This is a genomic window from Pseudomonas putida group bacterium ESBL64, assembly GCF_045277175.1.
GTDB classification, from domain to species: domain Bacteria; phylum Pseudomonadota; class Gammaproteobacteria; order Pseudomonadales; family Pseudomonadaceae; genus Aquipseudomonas; species Aquipseudomonas alloputida.
Genome location: NZ_CP145799.1, coordinates 4,308,801 through 4,335,122, shown reverse-complemented (window position 1 = coordinate 4,335,122; position 26,322 = coordinate 4,308,801). Strand labels below are relative to the sequence as shown.

Below are 26,322 nucleotides of genomic sequence, written 5' to 3'. Positions count from 1 at the left end.
GGGCGTAATGATTCCCCAAACGGATCCAGACAATGCTCGAGTCAGAGTGAAACGGACCTACGAACGCAGGTCCATGCAGCGCGCGATTATCCAGCAGGTTGCGTGACAACGCATCAGGCTGGAGCAACTATTTATCGTACAAAACCCCTTGTTTTCCTGTGAACAAAGGGTTTTTTGACCTCATATTTGTAACATAAATGTTACCGGGCCATCATTGACCAGGTGCACCTGCATATCTGCACCAAAACGGCCGCTGGCTACGTCGGCGTACTGTGCTTTTGCCTGTTGCAAAAGATAGTCGAACAACTCGGCGCCGAGGGCCGGTGGCGCTGCGGTCGAGAAGCTTGGGCGCATGCCGTTGCGGGTGTCGGCCGCCAAGGTGAACTGTGACACCAGTAGCAGGCCACCCCCGACATCCTTGAGCGACAGGTTCATTTTGCCCTGCTCGTCACTGAACACACGGTAGTTCAGCAGCTTGTGCAACAGCTTATCGGCCTGTTCACGGGAATCTTCAGGCTCGACCGCGACCAGCACCAGCAACCCTTGGTCGATGGCGCCGACCACCTCCCCCGCCACTTCAACCCGCGCACCGCGCACGCGCTGCAGCAGGCCCCTCATGCTTCTTCCAGGGGCAGGTCGAGCAGGCGCCGGGCCATCTGGTCGGCGGCACGCACCAAGGCATCGGTGATGCCAGGCTCGGAAGCCGCGTGACCGGCGTCACGGATCACTTTCAACTCACTGTTCGGCCAGGCCTGGTGCAACGCCCAGGCGTTGTCCAAGGGGCAGATCACATCGTAGCGCCCATGCACGATCACCGCCGGCAGGTGGGCGATTTTGGGCAGATCACGGATCAGCTGGTCCGGTTCGAGGAAGGCGTTGTTCATGAAGTAGTGGCATTCGATGCGGGCGATCGACAACGCCCGCTGCGGTTCGGAAAAGCGGTCGACCACCAGCGGGTTGGGGCGCAGGGTGGCGGTACGGCCTTCCCAGGTGGACCACGCCTTGGCGGCGTGCATCTGGGCGATCTGGTCGTTACCGGTCAGGCGCTTGTGGAAGGCCCTGACCAGGTCGCCGCGTTCCTCCGGTGGAATCGGTGCGATGTAGTCCTGCCAGTAGTCGGGGAACAGGCGGCTGGCGCCTTCCTGGTAGAACCACTCGATTTCCTGCGGCCGGCACAGGAAGATGCCGCGCAGGATCAGGCCGTGCACGCGTTCTGGGTGAGCCTGAGCGTAGGCCAGGGCCAGGGTCGAGCCCCAAGAGCCACCAAACAGCACCCACTTGTCTATGCCAAGGTGTTCGCGAATGCGCTCCAGGTCTTCGACCAGGTGCCAGGTGGTGTTGTTCTCCAGGCTCGCATGGGGCGTGGAGCGGCCACAGCCGCGCTGGTCGAAGGTGATGATGCGGTACAGGTTGGGATCAAAGTAGCAGCGGCTCTGGGCGTCGCAGCCAGCGCCTGGGCCTCCGTGGATGAACACCACGGGCAAACCTTCCGGCGAGCCGCTTTCGTCGACATAAAGCACATGCGGCGCTTCCACGGCCAGATCGTGCCTGGCGTAGGGTTTGATCTGCGGGTAGAGGGTCTGCATTGCGCACTCCGTGTGAGGATTATTCGGCCGTGGGCCATCATAAACCTGAATTGCGCTTTCAGCACCGTCCTTGCTGACGCGTTCGAACGGCGCGAATGGGCCATTGCGCAGATTTCCGGCAACTGCCCCCCACGGTGCCTGGCGACGCCGTTAGCGTCGCCGCCTCCACTCAACGCTTGTAACGCGCGTCGCCCCAGGCCAGCAGCGCTTGCAGAAGCTGCCTCAATACCGCTTGCGTCGGTTGCGCCAAGTCTTCCCGGTAGGCAAACGGCTCGACTTCCTCCATATAGGTGCTTTGCGCCAGCTCCAGTTGCACAGCATGGATATGGTTGGCCGGGTCGCCATAATGCCGGGTGATGTGACCGCCTTTGAACCGACCATTAAGCACATGGCTGTAACCTTGCACCTCGGCGCACACACCCTGCAGCCGCTCAGCCAGTGCCGGATCGCAACTGGCGCCGTTGAAAGTACCTAGGTTGAAGTCCGGTAGCTTGCCGTCGAACAGGTGCGGGATCAGCGAACGGATCGAATGGGCATCCCACAGCAGCGCATAGCCAAACTGCTCACGCAAGCGGTCCAGTTCACGACGAATGGTCGCGTGATAAGGGCGCCAGATTTGCTCCAGATAGCGTTTGCGCTCTTCGCCAGACGGCGCCAGCCCGTCTTTGAAGAGGGGTTCGCCGCCGAACAAGGTCGCCGGGTACAAGCCCGTGGTGGCGCCGGCGTACAGCGGCTTGTCGTCGTCCGGACGGTTCAGGTCGATGACGAAGCGTGAGTACTCTGCGGCCACCACGCTGGCACCCAAGTCACGGGCAAAGTCGTACAACTGCGGGATGTGCCAGTCGGTGTCCGGCAAGCTTTGCGCCTGGTCGACCAGGCCGTCGCGCACGGCGTCGGTCAGACGCAAGCCAGCGTGCGGCATGCTGATCAGCAGCGGCAGGCGACCTTGGTGAAAACTCAATACCTTGTCCATCGTGCCTCGCTCAGTTGGAGATTTCGTGGCCCATGCGCACTACGCGCTTGGGCAGGTCGCCACCCAGCCAGTAGGCCAGGTCGGCGGGGCGTTCGATTTGCCAGGCAACGAAGTCGGCCACCTTGCCCACTTGCAGCGAGCCGTGACTGTCACCCAGGCCCAGCGCCGTGGCGGCGTGCACCGTAACGCCTGCCAGGGCCTCTTCTGGTGTCATGCGGAAGCAGGTGCAGCCCATGTTCAGCATCAACCGCAGCGACAAGCCTGGCGAGGTGCCGGGGTTGAGGTCGCTGGCCAGGGCAATCTTTACCCCGTGGCGGCGCAATGCATCCATTGGCGGCAGCTGGGTTTCACGCAGGAAGTAGAACGCACCCGGTAGCAGCACGGCGACCGTGCCGGCGTTTGCCATTGCCACTGCGTCTTCCTCTGTCATGAACTCCAGGTGGTCAGCCGACAGTGCCTGGTAACGCGCGGCCAGGCTTGAGCCGTGCAACGATGACAGCTGTTCGGCATGCAGCTTGACCGGCAGGCCCAGTTCGCGCGCCTTGATGAACAGCCGCTCGACCTGGGCCGGCGAGAACGCGAGGTGTTCGCAGAAGGCATCCACCGCATCTACCAGGCCTTCGGCGGCCAGGGCCGGCAACATTTCATCGCAGATGTGCGCGATGTAGTCATCGGCCCGGCCTGCGTACTCCGGGGGCAAAGCGTGCGCTGCCAGGCACGTGGCACGCACCGTCAGCGGCAGCTCGTCGGCCAGGCGCCGGGCCACTCGCAGCATCTTGCGCTCATTGGCCAAGTCCAGGCCGTAGCCGGACTTGACCTCGAGGGTGGTCACGCCATCGCGCATCAGTGCCTGAACGCGCTGGCGAGCACTGGCGAACAGCTCGTCTTCGCTGGCCGCCCGGGTAGCCCGCACGGTACTCGCGATACCCCCACCCTGCGCGGCGATTTCGGCATAGCTCACGCCCTGCAGGCGCTGCTCGAACTCGCCGCTGCGGTTGCCACCGAACACCGCATGGGTGTGGCAGTCGATCAGCCCGGGGGTGACCCAGGCCCCGCCCAGGTCAACCGTGCGGTCAGCTTCGACGGGCGCCAGCTCGGCGCGTGGGCCTATCCACTCGATCAGCCCGGCGCTGGTGACGATCGCCGCGTCCTCGATGGCCGAGTAACGGCCATCGGCCATGGTTGCAACATGGCAATGCTGCCAGAGGGTTCTCATGCACAATCTCCTTTGCTAGCGGTGCAGCTCGGCCGGCTCCGCTACCGGCTGGCCCTGCCCTGCGCGCGGCTTGCACCACAGCAGGTAGGACGCCACCAGGAACACCACCCAGATCACGCCGACGATCAATGCCGCCTGGGTGTCCGGGAAGTAACCGAGCACGCCAAAGATGAACACCATGAACGCAATGGCCATGGCCGGGCCGTATGGCCAGAACGGTACCGGGAACTTGAGCTGGGCCACTTCCTCGCGGCTCATGCTGCGGCGCATGGCTACCTGGGTGAGCAGGATCATCAGCCACACCCACACCGTGGCGAAGGTGGCGATCGAGGCAATCAGCAGGAACACATTTTCCGGGATCAGGTAGTTGAGCAATACGCCGATCAGCAGCGCAGCCCCCATCACCACGACGGTCATCCACGGTACGCCATGTTTCGACAACTTGCTGAAGCCGCGCGGGGCGTGGCCTTGCTGGGCCAGGCCATACATCATGCGGCCAGCGCCAAAGATGTCGCTGTTGATGGCAGAGATGGCAGCGGAAATCACCACGACGTTCAGCACAGCAGCGGCAGAACCAATGCCCAGGTTGCTGAAGATCTGCACGAACGGGCTGCCCTGGCTACCGATCTGCGGCCATGGGTACAGGCACATCAGCACGAACAGGGTGAGCACGTAGAACAGCAGGATACGCAGTGGCACCGCGTTGATCGCTTTGGGAATGACGCGCTGCGGGTCTTTTGCCTCACCGGCGGTGACGCCGATGATCTCGATACCGCCGAAGGCGAACATCACCACGGCAAACGACGCAATCAAGCCCCCCACGCCGTTAGGCATGAAGCCGCCGTGGTCGAACAGGTTGCTCATGCCTACGGCATGCCCGGTACCCACCTGGCTGAAACCGAAGGCCATGATGCCGAGGCCGGCCAGGATCATCGCCACGATGGCGCCGACCTTGAGCAGCGACAGCCAGAATTCCATTTCGCCGAATACCTTGACGTTGCACAGGTTGAGGCCGCCGATCAGGAAAACGATGCCCAGCACCCAGATCCAGCGGGCTACCTCCGGGAACCAGAAGCCCATGTAGATACCGAACGCGGTGACGTCGGCGATGGCGACGATGACCATCTCGAAAGCGTAGGTCCAGCCAAGGATGAAACCGGCCATTGGGCCGAGGTAGGTCGTGGCGTAGTGGCCGAAGGAGCCGGCCACCGGGTTGTGCACGGCCATTTCGCCAAGGGCGCGCATGACCATGAACACGGCGGCGCCGCCGATCAGGTAGGCCAGCAGCACGGCCGGGCCTGCCATCTGGATGGCCGAGGCAGAACCGTAGAACAGGCCGGTGCCGATGGCGGAGCCGAGGGCCATGAAACGGATGTGGCGGGCACTTAGCCCGCGCTTGAGACCTTGAGCTTGTTGCATGTCACGTCCTTGAATTGTTTTTGTGGTCGTGAGATTGAGCGGCTGCTGCGCAGCCCCTTCGCGGGCAAGCCCGCTCCTACATGGATAGCGTTTGCAGATCGCAATCTGTGTAGGAGCGGGCTTGACCGCGAAGGGCCGCCAAGCGGCCCCAAGGGGCATTACAGGCTTGGCAGCACACCCGCCGGCAGCAAGCCGGTCAGACTACCCTTGGCCAACAGGTCCACGGCCTTTTCGATATCCGGCGCGAAGAAACGGTCACGGTCGTAATGCGGCACCTCGCTGCGCAGCGCCTGGCGCGCCTGCTCCAGCTTGGCCGAAGTCTTCAGGCCTTTGCGCAGGTCCAGGCCCTGGCACGCGCCCAGCCATTCGATGGCCAGCACGCCACGGGTGTTTTCGGCCATTTCCCACAGGCGCTTGCCGGCAGCCGGGGCCATCGACACGTGGTCTTCCTGGTTGGCCGAAGTTGGCAGGCTGTCGACACTGTGCGGGTGCGACAAAGCCTTGTTCTCGCTGGCCAGGGCGGCAGCGGTGACCTGGGCGATCATGAAGCCAGAGTTGACCCCGCCGTTTTCCACCAGGAACGGCGGCAATTGGGACATGTGCTTGTCCATCATCAGCGAGATGCGGCGCTCGCTGAGCGAACCGATTTCGGCGATGGCCAGGGCCAGGTTGTCGGCGGCCATGGCCACCGGTTCGGCGTGGAAGTTGCCGCCGGAGATCACATCACCTTCGGCAGCGAACACCAGCGGGTTGTCCGACACGGCGTTGGCTTCGATGCCCAGTACCTCGGCGGCCTGGCGCAGCTGGGTCAGGCAGGCACCCATGACCTGCGGCTGGCAGCGCAGCGAGTACGGGTCCTGGACCTTGTCGCAGTTCTTGTGCGACAGCGACACTTCGCTGGAGTCGCCCAGCAGGTCGCGGAAGCAGGCAGCGGTGTCGATCTGGCCGCGCTGGCCACGCACTTCGTGGATACGCGCATCGAACGGCGAACGCGAGCCCAGCGCAGCTTCGACGCTCAGGCCACCGCAGGCGATGGCAGCGGCATACAGGTCTTCGCCCTGGAACAGGCCACGCAAGGCATAGGCGGTGGAGGCCTGGGTACCGTTGAGCAGGGCCAGGCCCTCTTTGGCGGCCAGGGTCAGCGGCTCGAGGCCGGCAATCGCCAAGGCCTCGGTGGCCGGCAGCCACTGGCCCTTGTAGCGTGCCTTGCCTTCACCCAGCAGCACCAGCGACATATGCGCAAGCGGCGCAAGGTCACCGGATGCGCCGACCGAGCCTTTCAGCGGGATGTGCGGGTAGACTTCGGCGTTGACCAGGGCAATCAGCGCGTCGATGACTTTGCGGCGGATGCCGGAGAAGCCACGGCTGAGGCTGTTGATCTTCAGCACCATGATCAACCGCACCAAGTCGTCATCCAGCGGCGCGCCGATACCGGCGGCGTGGGACAGCACCAGCGAACGCTGCAGGTTCTCCAGGTCATGGCTGGCGATGCGGGTCGAGGCCAGCAGGCCGAAGCCGGTGTTGATGCCGTAGGCAGTACGGTCTTCGGCAATGATCTGTTCGACACAGGCGACGCTGGCGTCGATGGCCGGTGCGGCGCTGGCATCCAGTTGCAGGCGCACGGGCGCGGCATGGATCGCGCGCAGCTGGGCCAGGGTCAGGGTGCCAGGCTTGAGGGTGAGTTCGGTCACGTTACTACTCCAAATCGCGTGGAGCCGCAGGCCCGCTTGTGGGTGCCTGCGCGCTCCTTCTTGTTGTTCAGTATCACCCCTTGCAGGGTGCGATCCAAAGCGTGGTGATCAGCCGGTGATCATCGGCAGGTCCAGGCCCTGCTCCTTGGCGCAGTCGATGGCGATGTCATAACCGGCATCGGCGTGACGCATGACGCCAGTCCCTGGGTCGTTGGTCAGTACCCGGGCGATGCGCTCGGCGGCCTCATCGGTACCGTCGCAGACGATGACCATGCCCGAGTGCTGCGAGAAGCCCATGCCCACGCCACCGCCATGGTGCAGCGATACCCAGGTGGCGCCGCCTGCGGTGTTCAGCAGGGCGTTGAGCAGCGGCCAGTCGGAAACAGCGTCCGAACCATCACGCATGGCCTCGGTTTCGCGGTTCGGGCTGGATACCGAGCCGGAGTCGAGGTGGTCACGGCCGATCACCACCGGTGCCGACAGCTCGCCGCTGCGGACCATTTCGTTGAAAGCCAGGCCCAGCTTGGCGCGAAGGCCCAGCCCCACCCAGCAGATACGTGCCGGCAGGCCCTGGAAGCTGATGCGCTCGCGGGCCATGTCCAGCCAGCGGTGCAGGTGGGCGTCGTCGGGGATCAGTTCCTTGACCTTGGCGTCGGTCTTGTAGATGTCCTCGGCTTCACCGGACAGCGCCGCCCAGCGGAACGGGCCGACCCCGCGGCAGAACAGTGGGCGGATGTAGGCCGGGACGAAGCCTGGGAAGTCGAAGGCATTGGCCACGCCCTCTTCCTTGGCCATCTGGCGGATGTTGTTGCCGTAGTCGAAGGTCGGGATGCCCTGCTTCTGGAAGTCCAGCATGGCCTGCACGTGCACGGCCATCGACTGCTTGGCAGCCTTGACCACTGCAGCTGGTTCGGTCTGCGCACGGTCGCGGTACTGTTCCCAGGTCCAGCCGGCAGGCAGGTAGCCGTTCAGTGGGTCGTGGGCGCTGGTCTGGTCGGTGACCATGTCCGGGCGCACGCCACGTTTGACCAGCTCTGGGAGGATTTCGGCGGCGTTGCCATGCAGGGCGATGGAGATGGCCTTGCCTTCGGCGGTGTACTTGGCGATGCGTGCCAGAGCGTCGTCGAGGTCAGTGGCCTGCTCGTCGACGTAGCGGGTTTCCAGGCGGAAGTCGATACGGCTCTGCTGGCATTCGATGTTCAGCGAGCAAGCACCGGCCAGGGTCGCGGCCAGTGGCTGGGCGCCGCCCATGCCGCCCAGGCCAGCGGTGAGTACCCACTTGCCTTTCAGGCTGCCGCCGTAGTGCTGGCGACCGGCTTCGACGAAGGTTTCATAGGTGCCCTGGACGATGCCCTGGCTGCCGATGTAGATCCAGCTGCCGGCGGTCATCTGGCCGTACATGGCCAGGCCTTTGGCGTCCAGTTCGTTGAAGTGTTCCCAATTGGCCCAGTGTGGCACCAGGTTGGAGTTGGCGATCAGCACGCGCGGTGCGTTGCTGTGGGTCTTGAACACACCGACCGGCTTGCCCGACTGCACCAGCAGGGTTTCGTCGTCTTCCAGGCGGGTCAGGGTTTCGACGATCTTGTCGTAGCAGGCCCAGTTGCGCGCGGCGCGGCCGATACCGCCGTATACCACCAGCTCTTTCGGGTTTTCCGCGACCTGTGGATCGAGGTTGTTCATCAGCATGCGCAGTGGCGCTTCGGTCAGCCAGCTTTTGGCGGTCAGCTTGTTGCCACGTGGGGCACGGATTTCAACGTCACGGTATTTGTTGTTGTCGGTCACGGGAAAGGTCCTCTGCGGTCGTCCGCGGGCGGGTATGTCGTGGTCAATATACAAACACACCTTTACTTGTATGTACAAGCATGGACAACCAAAATAATTGGACCTGTTGTTCCTGCTTTGATTTTTTTTTGGGGGGGGGTGAAGCGAGCGTCGGTCCGGCTTGAGTTTTGCGGCGGCGCATAAATCGAGCGCCGCCCGCGCGGCGCATCGCGACGCAAGGCCGCTCCCACATTTGTTTCGGGCCAATTACTCCTGTGGGATTCGCGCGCGAGCCCCTTGGCGCATGGCTCAATATCGCGTCGTACAAACAAGGCGGTCGCGCGCGCATGGCACAGGAGGGACTGGCCCGAAACAAATGTGGGAGCAACTGTCTTGCTCAATTTCTAAAAGCTGGCGCCTTCCCTGTGGGAGCGGGCTTGCCCGCGAACACGGGCGAAGCCCGTGCCATCCACCACGGTGTTGGCTTCGCGGGCAAGCCCGCTTCCACGCGGCTCACGCTGCGTTCTGGATTTACGTTGTACTTTCAGGCTGCGGTAGCACTAGATCGAGCCATGATGTACCCGTTCTGAGCATGGCATTTAACCGCACGATGAACGTTCTCATGCAGGCCACGATAGCGACTTTGGGAAGTTTTCCGCGCTCCCGCAGTGACTGATAACGAGCCTTGAGTGCTGGGTTGTATCTCATCGCCACAAGGCATGCCATGTACAGCGATCGCCTGACCGCAAATCGTCCGCCAGAGATAGAGCGCTTGCCCATGAATTTCCCGCTGTCGTGGTTGAAGGGCGCCACTCCGACCAGGGAGGCAATTTCTCTGGATTCAACCCGACCCAGCTCCGGCAGCAGCGCTACTAGCTTGCCCGCTGTCACCATCCCAATGCCTTTCACTTTAATCAGTTGGGTAACCCGTTCGTCGTTCAGCATCGCGGTTTGCTGTTCGATCTCACGCTCAACCAGTTTGATCTGCGCTTTGAAGTGTTTCAGGTTGGCATTCAGGTAGTTAGCAACTGCAGTCGATTGCACCTGCTTCAGGCGCCGCAGGTCGTCATCTCGCTGTTGAACCAACCGATCACGTTGCTGAAGCAACTCTCGCAGAAGCGCTCGTTCGGGGCTGATTCGCAGGGAGGGTTGATCTGGAATGACTTCGGCATAGTGCGCCAGAACCTCGGCGTCGATGGCGTCAGTCTTGGCCTTGATGCCTAGAGAGTCAGCGAATGACCTGGCTCGCCTGGGATTAACGCGTATGACCTTGTAGCCAGCGTCCTGTAGAAAACGCATGACATCTCGCTCGTAGCCACCCGTCGCCTCTAACAGGACGCGCTTGATACTGAGCTTGCGAAGGCTCTCCAGTAGCGCCTCAAAGCCTGTGGGATCATTGCTTAAATGCATTTTGATGCCCTGTGGCCGCACCGCAGCATCAAGGGAGAGACTGGAAACATCGATACCCAAGAAGGAAGCCATCACCAAAACCTCCTAAACTCAACACAGTGAGAGGACTTTGGCTTGGCCCACGCTTGTGATTCGAGATCAGAGCCGCATCCAACTGTTCGGGCTCTCGCCAAAGTGGAACGGTGAATGGCAGCTTGTGCTCCCACACGTGCTCAAGGCACCTACGGCATTCAGCTTGCCATTCACCGCTCTCACTCCAGATTCTAATCCCCCATCAAGACACAAGCGGCCTTGCGTCGCGATGCGCCGCGCGGGCGGCGCTCGATCTCACAGGCGATGAAAATGTATCGCCAAGCCCATCAGCGAGAAATGAGCTCAATCAAGCAAAACCGCCCCTGGACCTCCAGCCCAAGCAACTCATCGTTGCCCTCCAGCCGCAGGCAGTCATACAACCCCAACCGCTGCACCTCACGCCCCGCCATGGACACTTCCACGTGACTGCTGGCAGCAAACAACAGCACTGTCGACGCCGAGCTGTACAAACGGCTCGTGCCATCAAACCACTGCAACCTCGCCCGGTACCGTTGCGGTGCATAGATCAGGTTGAAATCGCGGATCGCCCCGCCCAGCAACTTGCAGCTGACCTGGCTCTCGCCGCTGAACGCAAACGCATCGAACGCCAGCAATGGCCGACTGGCCTGGCCGTCGACCAGCAGGCGCATGCCGTCGCCCTGCAGCACGGTGATGATCCGCTGGTAGCCGGCAAAGGTGGAAAACCCGCCCGACTCTTCGATATCGGCAATCGACAGACGCCAGCCAAAACCGTCCAGGCCCTCGCCACTGTCGCGGGTAATCTCTTCGGTGAAACCGCCACCGTTCTTCCACGGCATGCGCGGGTAATCGTGCGCACGCAACAACTGCAGCTGACTCATTTGCTGAAACGTCCTTCCAGGCGATGACGGGAACCGGGGTGGATCAGCCGTGCAGCGGTCACCGGCTGGCGGCCGGACCAGGTGCGACGACGAATCAGCAGGCAAGGCTCGCCCCGCTCGATCTGCAACAGGCGGCATTCTTCCGGCTCGGCCAGGATCGCCTCGACCACATGCTCACCTTCGGTCAACGGCGCCACCTGGGACAGGTAGGCGTAAGGCGTCTGCCGGGTGAAATCCTGCTTGAGGTAATCGGGCGCAATGGCCGCGTTGACGTAACGGTCCTCGATCTGCACCGGCACACCGTTCTCAAAATGCACGATCAGCGAATGGAACACCCGCTGACCTTCACGCATGTCCAGAGCCAGCGCCCGCTCGGAGCCGGCCGCTTCTTCGGCAAGCGTGATCACCTGGCAGCTATGCTGGTGCCCGCGCGCGGCAATTTCGTCGGCAATGTTGTTGACCTCGAACAGCGCCGAACGGCCCTTGGGCTCGGCCACGAAGGTGCCGACCCCTTGCATGCGCACCAGCAGGCCTTCGGCGGTGAGTTCACGCAGGGCGCGGTTGATGGTCATGCGGCTGAAGCCCAGCTCGTTGACCAGCTCGCTCTCGGAGGGTACCCGGTGATGCGGTGGCCAGCTGCCGTTGTCGATCTGCTGGATGATCATCTGTTTGACCCGGGCGTAGAGCGGCGCCGGGCCCTCGCCCATCTGGGCAACCAGCACGGAGACAGGAGGTGTCGGCACGGCGATGGATCCTTGTGCAAATGAAATGAGCGGTAGCTTGCCGCAGTTTACCCGGCAGGCAAACGCCTGTATATGTATATACAAGTTAACAATAACAGGATTCCACCGATGTCAGCCTACTTCGTCGAACGCGCCCTGCTACCTACGGGCTGGGCCAGCCATGTGCGTATCGAGGTCGCCAGCGATGGCCGTGTGGCCAGCATCGAGCCTGGCGCTTCGGCCGAAGACGCCGAGCGCCTGGCCGGCCCGCTGCTGCCCGGCATGCCCAACCTGCACTCGCACGCTTTCCAGCGCGCCATGGCAGGCCTGGCGGAAGTTGCCGGCAACCCCAACGACAGTTTCTGGACCTGGCGAGACCTGATGTACCGCCTGGTCGGGCAGATCAGCCCAGAGCAGCTTCAGGTCATCGCCCGCCAGCTGTACATCGAGATGCTCAAGGCCGGTTATACCTCGGTGGCGGAGTTCCACTACGTGCACCACGACCAGGCCGGCAAGCCCTACGCCGACCCGGCCGAGCTGTCGCGACGCATCAGCGCGGCCGCAGCCGACAGCGGCATCGGCCTGACCTTGCTGCCGGTGCTGTACAGCCATGCAGGCTTTGGCGGCCAGGCGCCGAACGACGGGCAGCGGCGCTTCATCAACTCCACCGGGCAGTACCTGCAGCTGCAAGCCCAGCTCGCCCCGCTGCTGGCCGCGCAACCGGCGCAGCAACTGGGCCTGTGCTTCCACTCACTGCGGGCGGTAACGCCTGGGCAGATCGCCGAAGTGTTGGCGGCCAGCGACAGGCAGTGCCCAGTGCATATCCACATCGCCGAACAGCAGAAGGAAGTCGACGACTGCCTGGCCTGGAGCGGCCTGCGCCCGCTGCAGTGGCTGTACGAGCACGTGGACGTGGACCGCCGCTGGTGCCTGGTACACGCTACCCATGCCGAACCGGACGAAGTCACTGCCATGGCCCGCAGCGGCGCAGTGGCCGGGTTGTGCCTGACCACCGAAGCCAACCTGGGCGATGGGATCTTCCCGGCAGTGGACTTCCTGGCACAGGGCGGACGTATGGGCATTGGCTCGGACAGCCATGTGTCGTTAAGCGTGGTGGAGGAGTTGCGCTGGCTGGAATATGGCCAGCGCCTGCGGGACCAGCGGCGCAACCGCCTGTATCGCGGCGACCAACCGATGGTCGGGCGCACGCTGTATGACGCGGCGTTGGCCGGTGGTGCACAGGCGCTGGGGCAGGCGGTCGGCGAGTTGGCGGTGGGCAAGCGTGCCGACTGGCTGGTGCTCGATGGGCAGGACCCCTACATCGCCATGGCGGAGGGTGATGCCATTCTCAACCGTTGGCTGTTTGCCGGCGGCGATCGCCAGGTGCGCGATGTGATGGTGAATGGGCAGTGGGTGGTGCGCCAGGGGCGGCATGCGCAAGAAGAAGAAAGCGGGCGGGCGTTTGCCGAGGTGTTGCGCCAGCTTTTGGGCTGAGTGTACCGGGGCTGCGTTGCAGCCCTTCGCGGGCAAGCCCGCACAGGTTGGACTGCCCCACAAAATCTCTTGGGGGCAGCCCAGGGTTCAGCGCAGAACCTGTGGGAGCGGGCTTGCCCGCGAAAGGTTGCAAACCAACCCCAAAAAACTCAGTGCATTTTTACTATTTGCTGATCGGACGCCCGCCAGATCAAGCGGCTGGTGTCATACCCCTGCTGCCGCGCCCTGGACAGCAGGTTCTCACGCTCCCAGGCCGGCAGTGTCGGTGTGCGCGACAGAATCCAAAGGTATTTGCGGTCCGGGCTGCCGACGATGGCCGTACGGTAGTGGTCGTCCACATAAAGAATCCAGTACTCACCCCGCGCCACGCCTGGCACCAGCCTGGTGAACCAGTTATCGAACTCGACCCACAGCTTGTCGGTGTGCCCCGGCTCCTGGATATTCGCATGCCCTTCTGCGCGAAGCCATTCATCACCCATGGTGCGGCAGCGGTTGAGCACGCCATAACTGCCATCAGGCCTGAGGTTGTAATGGGCCTCGGACTGCTCGCAGCCTTCCTGGAAGCGCATGGGCAGGCGCGCCAGCTCGTACCATTTGCCCTGGTAGCGCTTGAGGTCGACATGGCCGGCGGTTTTCGGCGCCAGCGGGTCGTGCACGGAACCTGCACAACCGCCCAGCAGCAACGCCAGGCATACCCCCATCAGCAGGTACGCACGCCTCATTTGAGGCCCTGCCCGGAATACATCAGCACCTTGTCAGCTGCGTACTGCACGCTTATGAAGCTCTTCTCGTCCCCCCAGGTGCAGCTGCTCATGCCCAACGCGCCAGAACACTCGGTCGGCGTGCCGAGCAACTGCTCGACCTCGGCCTTGTTCATACCGGCCTTGATCTTGGAATAGTTTTCCTGATTGATCTTGCTGCAGGCAGTCAGCACGACGCACAGCGACAACAGGGCGAGGGAACGCAACGACATGAAGGGACACTCCTGAAAGATGATACAGGCGAGTGGCCTGCAGTGACCTTCGACGTGAAAATCCCTCCCAGGTTCCCTGCCCCACCCCCTATGTCCCTACACCATTGGTCGGATGGCCACTACTGTGCGATTAATCACAAAGCACTAATCATGCGCCCAATAAAAAAGGCCGCCCCCAATGGGAGCGGCCTTGCGTCGCGATGCCTGCACAGCAGGCCCCTTGGGCCTCAGAACCGGGACCCAGGCTCCAGCAAAAAGTCCATCTCTTCGCTGGTGCTCGGCCGCTCCAGCACCAGGTTGCGGTGCGGGAAGCGCCCGAAGCGAGCAATTACCCGCTGGTGCTGCTCGGCATAGTCGAGGAAGCCTTCAAACAGCCGGCGGTTGGCCTCGGGCTGTTCGTCCAGCAGCATTCGATAACGCTCCACGCACAGGTTCTGCCAGTCCAGCACTTCGGCATGCTCCAGTACCAGCAGCACGAACACGCGCTGGATCGGCAGCAGCTGGTAATCCCAGCCCTTCTGCAGGCCCTGCATGGCCACCACCTGGGCACGCCGGTCGCCCTCGAAGGCACGCTGCGTGTCGCGGTAGATCATGCGTGGCAGCTGGTCGAGCAAAATCAGCAGGCCCAGCCAGCCCTGCGGGCTTTGCTGCCACTCTTCGAGCCCACCCGCCAGGGCATGCTCGACCAGGTCGCCAAACAGCGCATGGGCCTCGGCATCGTAATGTTTGCCGAACCACAGCGTGCTCTTCTCGTCAGCCACGGCCTGGGCACTGGTGCCCCAACCGAACCACCACTCCAGCAACGGCTGCCAAGGTGCGAGCATGACTTACTCCTTGTGGTAAGCGGTGACGCGCTCGACCTCTTCCTTCGAGCCGAGAATCACCGACACGCGCTGGTGCAGGCTTTCTGGCTTGATGTCGAGGATGCGATCGTAACCGTTGGTGGAAGCGCCACCGGCCTGTTCGATGATGAACGACATCGGGTTGGCTTCGTACATCAGGCGCAGCTTGCCCGGCTTGCTTGGTTCGCGGGCGTCACGTGGGTACATGAACAGGCCGCCACGGGTCAGGATGCGGTGCACGTCGGCCACCATCGAGGCGATCCAGCGCATGTTGTAGTTCTTCTTCAGCGGGCCGGTCTCGCCTGCCAGCAGTTCGCCCACATAGCGCTGTACCGGGGCTTCCCAGTGGCGCTGGTTGGACATGTTGATGGCGAACTCGGCGGTGGTCTCCGGTACGCGGATGTTTTCGTGAGTCAGCACGAAGCTGCCCAGTTCGCGATCCAGGGTGAAGCCCTTGACGCCGTTGCCCAGGGTCAGGATCAGCATGGTCTGCGGGCCGTAGATGGCATAACCGGCAGCAACCTGCTCGGTACCTGGCTGCAGGAACGCTTCTTCGTTGAGGCTTTCGTTCTGGCTCAGGTACTGGTTAGGGCAACGCAGAACCGAGAAGATGGTACCGACCGACACGTTGACGTCGATGTTCGACGAACCGTCCAGCGGGTCGAAGACCAGCAGGTAGGCGCCTTTCGGGTACTTGCCCGGGATCTGGTACGCGTTGTCCATTTCTTCGGAAGCCATGCCAGCCAGGTGACCGCCCCACTCGTTGGCTTCCAGCAGAATATCGTTGGAAATCACGTCCAGTTTCTTCTGGACCTCGCCCTGCACGTTTTCAGTGCCCATGCTGCCCAGCACACCACCGAGGGCGCCTTTGGACACGTGATGGCTGATTTCCTTGCACGCACGCGCTACCACTTCGATCAGGAAGCGCAGATCGGCAGGGGTATTGTTGCTGCGGGTCTGCTCAATCAGATAGCGACTCAGGGTAACGCGGGACATGTATGGCTCCGAACGGATTGGGGGGATGAAAAACCCCCGCAGTTTACAGGGAGAGTGACGGGCTAGCGAGTGATGAGACTCGCCACGGCTCTCAGACGGCACAATAGGTCGGTAGTTCAGCCTTCGCCAGGCCGGTGGTCTGGTTGTGGGGCCATTCGCGGACGCGCCCGCGCCTACAGGTGGATAAGGGCCCTGTAGGCGCGGGTTTACCCGCGAACAAGCCAGCACAGGCCCGCCTCAGTCCAGCGCCTTCCAGATCTCGGTCGCATACTCGCGAATGGTCCGATCCGAGGAGAACCAGCCCATCCGCGCGGTATTGAGCACCGCCTTGCGCCACCACTCCTGCGGTGTGTGCCACAGATCCTCGACCCGCCGCTGGGCATCCCAGTAGGCATCGAAATCGGCACACACCAGGAAGCGATCGTAGGCCACCAGGCCGTCGATCAACCCGGTGTACCGAGAAGGGTCGTCTGGCGAGAACACACCACTGCGGATGGCCTGCAACACATCGGTCAAGCGGTTGGAAGCAGCTATGGCGGCATTGGCGCCAAAATCACCGGCACGCTTGCGCGCTTCAACCTGCTGCGCGGTCAGGCCAAAGATGAACATGTTGTCGGCCCCCACCTGTTCGCACATCTCCACGTTGGCGCCATCCAGGGTGCCGATGGTCAGCGCACCATTGAGGCCGAACTTCATGTTACTGGTACCGGAAGCTTCGTAACCCGCGGTGGATATCTGCTCGGAAAGGTCCGCCGCCGGGATGATGCTCTCGGCCAGGCTGACGTTGTAGTTGGGCAGGAACACCACCTTCAGCAGGCCGCGCACCGTCGGGTCGTTGTTCACCACCCGGGCGATGTCGTTGGCCAGCTTGATGATCAGTTTGGCCTGGTGGTAACTGGCCGCAGCCTTGCCAGCGAAGATCTTCACCCGCGGCACCCAGTTGGTGCCAGGGTCGTTGCGTATGGCCTGGTACAGTGCAACGGTGTGCAGCAGGTTGAGCAACTGGCGCTTGTATTCGTGAATACGTTTGACCTGAACGTCGAATAGCGCCTCGGGGTTGACCGTGACGCCGATACGATCCTGAATGATGCTGGCCAAGGCGCGCTTGCTGTGCAGCCGCTGGGCAGCGAACTGCTTGCGGAAACCGGCTTTTTCGGCGAACGGCACCAGGCCCGCCAGACGCGTCTGTGGGTCGTCCTTGAGTTCCGGCCCAAGCGCCTCGACCAGCATCTCGGTCAGTTGAGGGTTGGACTGGTACAACCAGCGGCGGAAGGTAATGCCGTTGGTCTTGTTGTTGATCCGTTGCGGGTAGAGCTTGTGCAGTTCGGAGAACACCGTGCTTTTCATCAACCTGCTGTGCAGCGCCGACACGCCGTTGACGCTGTGCGAGCCGAGAAACGCCAGGTTGCCCATGCGCACCCGTCGGCCGTTGTCTTCCTCAATCAGCGAAACCGCGCGCAGCACGTCGAAGTCGTGCAGGCCTTTGGCCCGCAACGCATCGATATGGTAGGCATTGATCAGGTAGATAATCTGCATGTGCCGTGGCAGCATGCGCTCCATCAGCGCTACCGGCCAGGTTTCCAGGGCTTCTGGCAACAGGGTATGGTTGGTGTAGGCGAGCGTGCCGACGGTCAGCTCCCAGGCCTTTTCCCAAGGCACTTCGTGCTGATCCACCAGCAACCGCATCAGCTCCGCCACCGCAATCGAGGGATGGGTGTCGTTTAGCTGGATGGCCGCTGCATCAGGCAGGTTGAGCAGGTCCTTGTGCATGTTCAGGTGGCGCCGCAGCAAGTCCTGCAGCGAAGCCGAGACGAAAAAGTACTCCTGGCGAAGGCGCAGTTCCTGACCGGCCTCGGTACTGTCGGCGGGGTAAAGCACACGCGAAATGCTCTCGGCACGCGCCACTTCAGCCACAGCCCCCAAATGGTCACCGGCGTTGAAGCGCTCCAGGTGCAGCTCTTCCAGCGCGCGCGCGCGCCACAGGCGCAGGGTGTTGACGCTGGATCCGCGCCAGCCGACTACCGGCGTGTCGTAGGCCACCGCCCGCACCGTCTCGCCAGGCCACCATACCTGGCGCTGGCTACCGCTTGCATCGTGCACCGTTTCGACACTGCCGCCAAAGCTGATCGGGTAGATCACCTCGGCGCGCTCGAACTCCCAGGGGTTGCCGAAATCCAGCCAGTTCTCGGTCTGTTCCTGCTGCCAGCCATCGACCACGGCCTGACGGAACAGCCCGTGCTCGTAGCGGATGCCGTAACCATGGGCAGCGATACCCAGGGTAGACATGCTCTCCATGAAGCACGCAGCCAGACGGCCAAGGCCACCATTGCCCAGCGCGGCGTCCGGCTCGAGCAGGCGAATGCGTTCGAGGTCCACATTCAGCCCTTCCAGCGCATCGCGGGCGACGTCCAGCAGGCCCAGGTTGCTCAGGCTGTCGTACAGCAAGCGGCCGATGAGAAACTCCAGGGAAAGGTAGTAGACACGCTTCTGGCTGCGCCGATAGGCCTGCCGGGTGTGATCCATCCAGTGGTCGACCATGTGATCGCGCGCAGCCAGGGCAATGGCTTCGAACCAGTCATGGTCGAAGGCGTGCTCGGGATCCTTGCCGACCGCGTAGGTCAGCTTGTTCAGTACAGCAGCGCGAAAATCCGCGACTTCGGCGTCACGTGCTTTGGGTTCCTGGGACATGCGGCATCCTCGGGCAAGTTGACGAAAGCGGAGGGAGAGTGTTGAGACTAGACCCTTCGACAGAGAGCGACAGTTACGGTTCGCAGTTTTCATGCCCACTCTGCGATTCCGGCAAAAGGTTGTTCATAAATTGAACAATTCCGGTATCATCGCGCGCCCCAAGACCGTGATCCACCCTATAAAGATGAAAACGACCCTGATCGCCGCGGCCGAAGTCGACCGCCTGGAGACCTGGCAGCGCTATACCAGCAACATGTGCCATGGCTGCCATTCGACCTGCTGCACCCTGCCGGTGGAGGTGAAGATCAAGGATCTGATCCGTATCGGCGTGGTCGACGAGTTCGAAAAAGACGAACCCCCCAAGAACGTGGCCAAGCGCCTGCAAAAAGAAGGCATCATCGAGCGCTTCAACCAGAAGTCCGGGATCTTCACCCTGACCCGGATGAGCAACGACGACTGCATGTACCTGGATCGTAAAAGCCGGCTGTGCACCATTTATGACAAGCGCCCGGATACCTGCCGCAACCACCCCAAGGTCGGGCCGCGGCCGGGGTATTGCGCCTACAAGCCCAAGGTGGTTGGGCGTTGAGTCTTGCGCCGGGGCATAAATCGAGTGCCGCGCGGGCGGCGCTCGATTCTGTGGCGATGCCGAGTTGGGCATGAAGCACTGAACCCACCGCTCCCATTTCAACCAGCGGGGAAGCTCCGGCAAGCACCCCCCTGATCCGCTGGTGGATGCTCAGGATAAGTCTGCGGCAAAACGCTGACCGGGCTGGTGACTACGAAACCATCAGCAAACCGCGCCTCTACGAACCGCGCCTGCCAGCCTTGCGCCGGCGGCGCCCAGTCAAGGCTGAAGGCCTCACTGGGGATGATCGTCTGCGATGTGTAGCGTACCCCACAGGCATGGCGGAAGTCCCGATCCAAGGGGTTAGCCGCAGTCCACACCTTCACTGCTACAGGCATTTCCGAAAGCCGTACCAGCACATGCGCAGCTCCTTCGCCCGGAGCCACTTGCACGCGAGGCATGGGCAGGCTGGCCTGGATACGCTGAACCATCGGCACGAGGGTAGTGACAACATGCGCACGCACGCCCCCATGGTCCGAGTTCGGCAGCACCCTGAGGCTGGTCTGGCCAGGCAGGCGCTGCAGGTAGTCCGTGGCGTGATCAGGGGCGAAGAAATCATCCCCGCTGGCGGACACCAGGTATTTCGGTATCTTCAGGCGAGCACCCGGCTCATCCAGGTACTGCATCGGGTCCATCAGTGCCATCAACCGAGCGAAGGCCGGGCTGCCCAACTGCTGCAATACTTCCGCAGCCTGATAGGGCCAGAGCGCCAATGGCCATGAACCACCGTACCGCTTGCGCAAGCCCTCCAGCATGCTGGAAGTGTCGGCAACATCGATGACGCTGGGCACGATGGCAACTACCCGATCATCAGCCATGGCCGTCAGCCATGCACTCCAACCGCGTTTCGAGGCACCGGTGATGATGAACTGCTCGAGGCGTAGCTCGGGCAACGCGTCAGCCATGAGGTCCATGCCCCTGCTGGCGACAGCGGCCATTGGCACATGCAGCGGCAGCTCCGGGGCAGCCGCTTCGTTACGCAGCCAATGCGCCCAGGTGTGAGCCACGGCATCATCCTCGCGCATCGGCGCTTGTGCATCACGGAAGGTCACATACTGGTTGGGCACATCGCTGATCGACGCCACAACAGTCTGTGTCTGCACGGCAATGGCACTCAACGCCTCGGACGAGTAGTCAGGGATTTGTTGTTCCTCACCAAACCTCACACCGTTATTGACCACTACCAACGCTTTCTCCGCCAATGCCACGTCTGGCACGAACAGTTCGACGCGGTGCTCCCACAGGCGGGGCTCAACAACGGGCTCAGGCGACCAGGTCTGTGAGGTCATCCGGTATTGATACAGCGTATAGCCCTGTGCGGGCGTCTTCTGCTCCAACTGGTACTGCAAGGGTGCCTGTCTCACCTTCTCGACATGACAGCGGGCTAATTCCTGCGGTCGCAGCGCGCTACACGCCTGCTGGGCACTGGCCTGAAAACTGACGGCGAGACACGGAATAAACAACAGGTAACGACAATTCATGTTCCAAGCTCCAAAGCAAGAGCCAGCCAACCTAGGCAGGGCCTCTGATTGTCACAAGGCTCCTCGGTTTGCCGTCGAACAAGCACCTGCAAAACACCGTCGCTTCCTACTGGAGCTTTCCACAAGGCAAACAAAAACGCCCCCGGCCTTTCGACCGGGGGCGTTTTCATTCAGCCTGAGCTAACTCAGTTCTTGGCTTTCTTGGCTGCGCGGGTACGCTCGCCTTCGTCCAGGATCTTCTTGCGCAGACGGATCGACTTAGGCGTCACTTCGCACAGCTCGTCGTCCTGGATGAATTCCAGGGCCTGCTCGAGGGTGTGGCGAACTGGTGGTACCAGGGCGATGACTTCGTCTTTGCCCGAAGCACGCATGTTGTCGAGCTTCTTGCCTTTGGTCGGGTTCACGCCCAGGTCGTTGTCACGGCTGTTCAGACCGATGATCTGACCGTTGTAGATCTCCTGGCCGTGTTCAACGAACAGCTTGCCGCGAGCCTGCAGGGTTTCCAGCGAGTAGGTCAGTGCCTTGCCGGTCTCGACCGAAACCAGTACGCCGTTGAGGCGGCCGGACATCTGGCCCGACTTCATGGTGTCGTAGCGATCGAAGATCGAGGTCAGGATGCCTGCACCGTTGGTCAGAGTCAGGAACTGGTTACGGAAACCGATCAGACCACGGGCTGGAATGTTGTACTCCAGACGAACGCGGCCCTTGCCATCCGGAACCATGTTGGTCAGGTCGCCTTTACGCAGACCCATCTCTTCCATGACCTTGCCCTGGGATTCTTCAGGGATGTCGATGGTGACGTTCTCGAACGGCTCCTGCTTCACGCCGTCGACTTCGCGGATGATCACTTCAGGACGGCCCACGGCCATTTCGAAGCCTTCACGACGCATGGTTTCGATCAGCACCGACAGGTGCAGCTCACCACGGCCCGAAACCTTGAACTTGTCAGGGGAGTCGGTCTCCTGAACGCGCAGGGCAACGTTGTACAGCAGCTCCTTGTCCAGACGGTCCTTGATGTTACGGCTGGTGACGAACTTGCCTTCTTTACCGCAGAACGGCGAGTCGTTGACCTGGAAGGTCATCGAAACGGTCGGCTCGTCAACGGTCAGCGGCTTCATCGCTTCTACCGCATCCGGGGCGCACAGGGTGTCGGAGATGAACAGCTCATCGAAACCGCTGATGCAGACGATATCGCCAGCCTGGGCTTCTTCGACGTCAACGCGGTGCAGACCGTGGTGACCCATCAGCTTCAGGATACGGCCGTTACGCTTCTTGCCGTTGGTGTCGATGGCGACAACCGGGGTGTTCGGCTTGACGCGGCCACGGGCGATGCGGCCAACACCGATAACGCCGAGGAAGCTGTTGTAGTCCAGTGCGGAGATCTGCATCTGGAACGGGCCGTCGCGGTCAACAGACGGTGCTGGTACGTTGTCGATGATCGACTGGTACAGCGGGGTCATGTCTTCGGCCATGGCAGTGTGGTCCAGGCCGGCAATGCCGTTCAGGGCCGAGGCGTAGACCACTTTGAAGTCCAGCTGTTCGTCGGTGGCACCGAGGTTGTCGAACAGGTCGAAGATCTGGTCCAGAACCCAGTCAGGACGTGCGCCCGGACGGTCAACCTTGTTGATCACGACGATTGGCTTCAGGCCGGCTTCGAAAGCCTTCTTGGTCACGAAGCGGGTTTGCGGCATCGGGCCGTCTTGGGCGTCGACCAGCAGCAGCACGGAGTCGACCATCGACATTACACGCTCAACCTCGCCACCGAAGTCGGCGTGGCCGGGGGTGTCGACGATGTTGATGTGGTAGCCGTTCCAGTTGATGGCGGTGTTTTTCGCCAGAATGGTAATACCGCGCTCTTTTTCCTGGTCGTTGGAGTCCATGACGCGCTCGTCATTGAGCTCGTTACGCTCCAGAGTGCCGGACTGACGCAGGAGTTTGTCGACCAGAGTGGTTTTACCATGGTCAACGTGGGCGATGATGGCGATGTTACGCAGATTTTCGATCACAAGTGTATCTCGATCAGAGGATTCGGTTGCCGCCCAGTGTAGGCGGCCAATATGTACTGTTTAAGGCTCAGCGGGCCCGGCGGTCGGGAGGGCGATGGCGGATACTGCCGCCATACAGCCCCGGCGTCTTATGTCGGACGATAAACACGCACATTGGCATGTCCCTCACTGAGCAGGTGGTGTGCGTGCAAACGGCTCATCACACCCTTGTCGCAATACAGCAAGTACTGGCGCGTGGGGTCCAGGTGCTTGAACTTGCTGTTGATGGCGTAGAACGGCATGGCCTGGACTTCGATACCTTCCAGCACCAGAGGTTCGTCCTCCTGGGCATCGGGGTGGCGAATGTCGATGACGATCTGGCCTGGCAGCGCCTCGGCCACTTCCTCGATTTCGATGTCCTTGCCCAGCTCATCGATCACATGGTCGATGGAAATGAACTTGGCGCGCTCAAGAGCGCGCTCCAGCACGGCCATGTCGAACTGCTTTTCTTCGTGCTCCATGCGGTGACGCTTGGCATGGGTGGTCGGGTTTACCGAGATCACGCCGCAGTATTCCGGCATGTGCTTGGCAAAGTCCGCGGTGCCGATTTCGGTGGCCTGGTCGATGATGTCCTGCTTGTGGCTGGCCAGCAGCGGGCGCAGCACCAGCTTGTCGGTGGCCGAGTCGATGATCGACAGGTTCGGCAGGGTCTGGCTGGACACCTGGGAAATCGCTTCGCCGGTCACCAGCGCGTCGATCTGCAGGCGGTCGGCCATATGGGCGGCGCCGCGCAGCATCATGCGCTTGAGGGTCACGCCCATGTAACTGTTGTCGACCTTGTTGAGGATCTCGCCAACCACTTCTTCGAACGGCACGCTGATGAACAGTACGCGCTGGCTGCTGCCGTACTTTTTCCACAGGTAGTGGGCCACTTCCATCACGCCCAGTTCGTGGGCACGGCCGCCGAGGTTGAAGAAGCAGAAGTGGGTCATCAGGCCGCGGCGCATCATCTGGTACGCCGCAACGGTGGAGTCGAAACCACCGGACATCAGCACCAGGGTCTGCTCCAGGGCACCCAGCGGATAACCGCCGATGCCGTTGTGCTGGTTGTGGATCACGTACAGGCGCTGGTCGCGGATTTCGATGCGCACCAGCACTTCAGGCTTTTTCAGCTCGATCCCGGCGGCGCCACACTGCTGGCGCAGCTGGCTGCCGACGTAACGGTCGACGTCCATCGAGGTGAAGTCATGGTGGCCACCGCGCTTGCAGCGCACGGCGAAGTGCTTGCCGGCCAGCAGGTGGCCGAAGTGGTGCTTGCACTTGGCGACGATGTCGTCGAAGTCACCCAGCGGGTATTCCTCTACCTGCAGGAAGTGGGTGATACCCGGGGTGCAGGTGAGGCGTTCGATCATCTCGCGCTGGACTTTTTCGTCTTCGACGCGGGTGACCACCTCGAGATTGTCCCAGACACCATCGACCGCGAGCTCAGGGTCGAGATCCTTGAGCACGTTGCGGATGTTCTTGCCAAGCTGGCGGATGAAGCGCTTGCGCACCGGCCGGCTTTTGATGGTGATTTCTGGGAAGACTTTGACGATAAGTTTCATTGGTTAACAGCGCGCGCAGGGCCTGCCGAAAATGAGGGGCGCGAATTATATCGGAAATTGCTCAGGATTTGACCAACTTTTGATCAGAAGCTTTGAGATAAATGCAGAGGCCAGGTTTTGCAGTGCCTGTTACGGCCCTTTCGCGGGTAAACCCGCGCCTACAGGCGGTGCAAAGCCCGTAGGAGCGGGTTTACCCGCGAAGAGGCCCTAGAACCTGGCACACCACTCACGCAACGCACCCTATTGGTGCGATACGATCAAAAAACGCATCGTAAGGGTGCACTTTTACCCGCCAACCCAACGCCAAATGCCCGCAAACGCCCCCTTTTATCCCACCCTCGCCATTTTCGGGCACTGGCATGCAATTTGCTCCCTTGTGAGGCAGGTAAGCTTGGCCGACTATCCGCGCCCGGCAACACCCTTTTTCCAGGGCAGCGGCCCACCGCGCTCTAGACCATCCGGAGGACAACATGTCGAAGTCGGTTCAACTCATCAAAGATCATGACGTCAAGTGGATTGATCTGCGTTTCACGGACACCAAAGGCATTCAGCACCACGTGACCATGCCGTCGCGTGATGCGCTGGACGAAGACTTCTTCGAAGTCGGCAAGATGTTCGACGGTTCCTCCATCGCTGGCTGGAAAGGCATCGAAGCTTCCGACATGATCCTGATGCCGGTCGACGAAACCGCCGTTCTGGACCCGTTCACCGAAGAACCAACCCTGATCATCACCTGCGACATCGTCGACCCGTCGAGCATGCAGGGCTACGACCGCGACCCACGCGCCATCGCCAAGCGTGCTGAAGAGTACCTGAAGAGCACCGGCATCGGTGACACCGTATTCGCCGGCCCAGAGCCTGAGTTCTTCATCTTCGACGAAGTGAAGTTCCACTCGGACATCTCCGGTTCGATGTTCAAGATCTTCTCCGAGCAGGGCTCGTGGATGACCGGCGCTGACGTGGAAGGCGGCAACAAAGGCCACCGTCCAGGCGTGAAAGGCGGCTACTTCCCGGTTCCGCCGTTCGACCACGACCACGAAATCCGTACTGCCATGTGCAACGCCCTGGAAGAAATGGGCCAGACCGTTGAAGTTCACCACCACGAAGTGGCGACTGCCGGCCAGAACGAAATCGGCGTCAAGTTCAACACCCTGGTGAAGAAGGCTGACGAAGTACAGGCGCTGAAATACGTCGTGCACAACGTTGCCGACGCTTACGGCCGTACCGCCACCTTCATGCCGAAGCCACTGTACGGCGACAACGGCTCGGGCATGCACGTGCACATGTCGATCTGGAAAGACGGCAAGAACACCTTCTCGGGTGAAGGCTATGCCGGCCTGTCCGACACCGCCCTGTACTTCATCGGCGGTATCATCAAGCACGGTAAGGCCCTGAACGGCTTCACCAACCCGTCGACCAACTCGTACAAGCGTCTGGTCCCAGGCTTCGAAGCCCCGGTAATGCTGGCCTACTCGGCTCGCAACCGTTCCGCCTCGATCCGTATTCCTTACGTTGGCAGCCCGAAAGCCCGCCGTATCGAAGCACGCTTCCCGGACCCATCGGCCAACCCGTACCTGGCGTTCGCGGCCCTGCTGATGGCTGGCCTGGACGGCATCCAGAACAAGATCCACCCAGGCGACGCGGCCGACAAGAACCTGTACGACCTGCCGCCAGAAGAAGCCAAGAACATCCCGCAAGTGTGCGGCAGCCTGAAAGAAGCTCTGGAAGAGCTGGATAAAGGCCGTGCGTTCCTGACCAAGGGCGGCGTGTTCTCCGATGACTTCATCGACGCCTTCATCGAACTGAAGAGCGAAGAAGAAATCAAGGTCCGTACCTTCGTACACCCGCTGGAATACGAGCTGTACTACAGCTGCTGATCTGATTGGCGCCTCGCGCCGATGACATGATCACAACGGCCTCC

Annotated in this window: 21 protein-coding genes; 3 read left to right on the top strand and 18 right to left on the bottom strand. The window is 61.8% G+C overall.

Features of this window, described 5'->3' with window-relative positions:
* Positions 1-180: 180 nt before the first annotated feature.
* The 10 genes from dtd to hutC all read right to left on the bottom strand — a co-directional run bounded on the left by dtd (position 181) and on the right by hutC (position 11,695).
* A complete protein-coding gene (dtd, locus tag V6093_RS19710; protein WP_003249262.1) occupies positions 181-618 on the bottom strand; it encodes a D-aminoacyl-tRNA deacylase in 438 nt (145 codons plus the stop codon).
* The gene (gene pip, locus V6093_RS19705; RefSeq protein WP_003249260.1) at positions 615-1,586 is read right to left on the bottom strand and encodes a prolyl aminopeptidase; all 972 of its coding nucleotides are present in this window, start codon (positions 1,584-1,586) and stop codon (positions 615-617) included. Before pip ends, dtd begins: the two co-directional genes overlap by 4 nt.
* 169 nt (positions 1,587-1,755) lie before the next feature.
* Positions 1,756-2,559: an N-formylglutamate deformylase gene (gene hutG, locus V6093_RS19700; RefSeq protein WP_003249258.1), complete on the bottom strand. Its 804-nt coding sequence runs from the start codon at positions 2,557-2,559 to the stop codon at positions 1,756-1,758.
* A 10-nt stretch (positions 2,560-2,569) separates the two neighbouring features.
* A complete protein-coding gene (hutI, locus tag V6093_RS19695) occupies positions 2,570-3,775 on the bottom strand; it encodes an imidazolonepropionase (protein WP_014860367.1) in 1,206 nt (401 codons plus the stop codon).
* A 15-nt stretch (positions 3,776-3,790) separates the two neighbouring features.
* Complete coding sequence (locus tag V6093_RS19690) at positions 3,791-5,194, bottom strand: amino acid permease (protein ID WP_003249253.1); 1,404 nt, start codon at positions 5,192-5,194, stop codon at positions 3,791-3,793.
* A 158-nt stretch (positions 5,195-5,352) separates the two neighbouring features.
* Entirely contained in the window at positions 5,353-6,885 is a 1,533-nt protein-coding gene (hutH, locus tag V6093_RS19685) for a histidine ammonia-lyase (RefSeq protein WP_003249248.1), read from the bottom strand.
* 108 nt (positions 6,886-6,993) lie between these two features.
* Positions 6,994-8,667 (bottom strand): urocanate hydratase, encoded by a 1,674-nt coding sequence (gene hutU, locus V6093_RS19680; RefSeq protein WP_004577162.1) that lies wholly within the window; start codon positions 8,665-8,667, stop codon positions 6,994-6,996.
* 510 nt (positions 8,668-9,177) lie between these two features.
* A complete protein-coding gene (locus tag V6093_RS19675; protein ID WP_004577666.1) occupies positions 9,178-10,128 on the bottom strand; it encodes an IS110 family transposase in 951 nt (316 codons plus the stop codon).
* Positions 10,129-10,415: 287 nt separating this feature from the next.
* Positions 10,416-10,988 carry a HutD family protein gene (locus V6093_RS19670; protein WP_047603575.1) on the bottom strand — a complete coding sequence of 191 codons (573 nt, stop codon included), beginning with the start codon at positions 10,986-10,988 and terminating at the stop codon, positions 10,416-10,418.
* Entirely contained in the window at positions 10,985-11,695 is a 711-nt protein-coding gene (gene hutC, locus V6093_RS19665; RefSeq protein ID WP_173881450.1) for a histidine utilization repressor, read from the bottom strand. Before hutC ends, V6093_RS19670 begins: the two co-directional genes overlap by 4 nt.
* Before the next feature lie 144 nt (positions 11,696-11,839).
* Between hutC and V6093_RS19660 the strand changes: the two genes are divergently transcribed.
* Positions 11,840-13,204: a formimidoylglutamate deiminase gene (locus V6093_RS19660; RefSeq protein WP_406669588.1), complete on the top strand. Its 1,365-nt coding sequence runs from the start codon at positions 11,840-11,842 to the stop codon at positions 13,202-13,204.
* Between the two features lie 149 nt (positions 13,205-13,353).
* Here the strand turns inward: V6093_RS19660 and V6093_RS19655 are convergent, their stop codons facing one another.
* The 5 genes from V6093_RS19655 to V6093_RS19635 all read right to left on the bottom strand — a co-directional run bounded on the left by V6093_RS19655 (position 13,354) and on the right by V6093_RS19635 (position 18,703).
* The gene (locus tag V6093_RS19655; RefSeq protein ID WP_004576931.1) at positions 13,354-13,926 is read right to left on the bottom strand and encodes a lipocalin family protein; all 573 of its coding nucleotides are present in this window, start codon (positions 13,924-13,926) and stop codon (positions 13,354-13,356) included.
* A complete protein-coding gene (gene bamE / locus V6093_RS19650; protein ID WP_003249234.1) occupies positions 13,923-14,177 on the bottom strand; it encodes an outer membrane protein assembly factor BamE in 255 nt (84 codons plus the stop codon). Before bamE ends, V6093_RS19655 begins: the two co-directional genes overlap by 4 nt.
* Positions 14,178-14,404: 227 nt before the next feature.
* The gene (locus tag V6093_RS19645; protein ID WP_003249232.1) at positions 14,405-15,001 is read right to left on the bottom strand and encodes a DUF924 family protein; all 597 of its coding nucleotides are present in this window, start codon (positions 14,999-15,001) and stop codon (positions 14,405-14,407) included.
* Between the two features lie 3 nt (positions 15,002-15,004).
* A complete protein-coding gene (locus V6093_RS19640; RefSeq protein WP_003249230.1) occupies positions 15,005-16,015 on the bottom strand; it encodes a class 1 fructose-bisphosphatase in 1,011 nt (336 codons plus the stop codon).
* Between the two features lie 237 nt (positions 16,016-16,252).
* Positions 16,253-18,703, bottom strand: a complete 2,451-nt coding sequence (locus tag V6093_RS19635) for a glycogen/starch/alpha-glucan phosphorylase (RefSeq protein ID WP_047603580.1) — start codon at positions 18,701-18,703, stop codon at positions 16,253-16,255.
* 184 nt (positions 18,704-18,887) lie between these two features.
* On the opposite strand from V6093_RS19635, the gene V6093_RS19630 reads away from it, so the two are divergent.
* A complete protein-coding gene (locus V6093_RS19630; protein ID WP_003249225.1) occupies positions 18,888-19,292 on the top strand; it encodes a YkgJ family cysteine cluster protein in 405 nt (134 codons plus the stop codon).
* A gap of 98 nt (positions 19,293-19,390) precedes the next feature.
* Here the strand turns inward: V6093_RS19630 and V6093_RS19625 are convergent, their stop codons facing one another.
* From V6093_RS19625 to thiI, 3 genes are all read right to left on the bottom strand, one after another.
* Positions 19,391-20,812, bottom strand: a complete 1,422-nt coding sequence (locus tag V6093_RS19625) for a PhoPQ-activated pathogenicity-related family protein (RefSeq protein ID WP_047603584.1) — start codon at positions 20,810-20,812, stop codon at positions 19,391-19,393.
* Positions 20,813-20,997: 185 nt separating this feature from the next.
* Entirely contained in the window at positions 20,998-22,818 is a 1,821-nt protein-coding gene (gene typA, locus V6093_RS19620; RefSeq protein ID WP_003249222.1) for a translational GTPase TypA, read from the bottom strand.
* Positions 22,819-22,946: 128 nt separating this feature from the next.
* A complete protein-coding gene (thiI, locus tag V6093_RS19615) occupies positions 22,947-24,401 on the bottom strand; it encodes a tRNA uracil 4-sulfurtransferase ThiI (protein WP_003249221.1) in 1,455 nt (484 codons plus the stop codon).
* 470 nt (positions 24,402-24,871) lie between these two features.
* On the opposite strand from thiI, the gene glnA reads away from it, so the two are divergent.
* Positions 24,872-26,278, top strand: a complete 1,407-nt coding sequence (glnA, locus tag V6093_RS19610; protein ID WP_003249219.1) for a type I glutamate--ammonia ligase — start codon at positions 24,872-24,874, stop codon at positions 26,276-26,278.
* Positions 26,279-26,322: the final 44 nt, after the last annotated feature.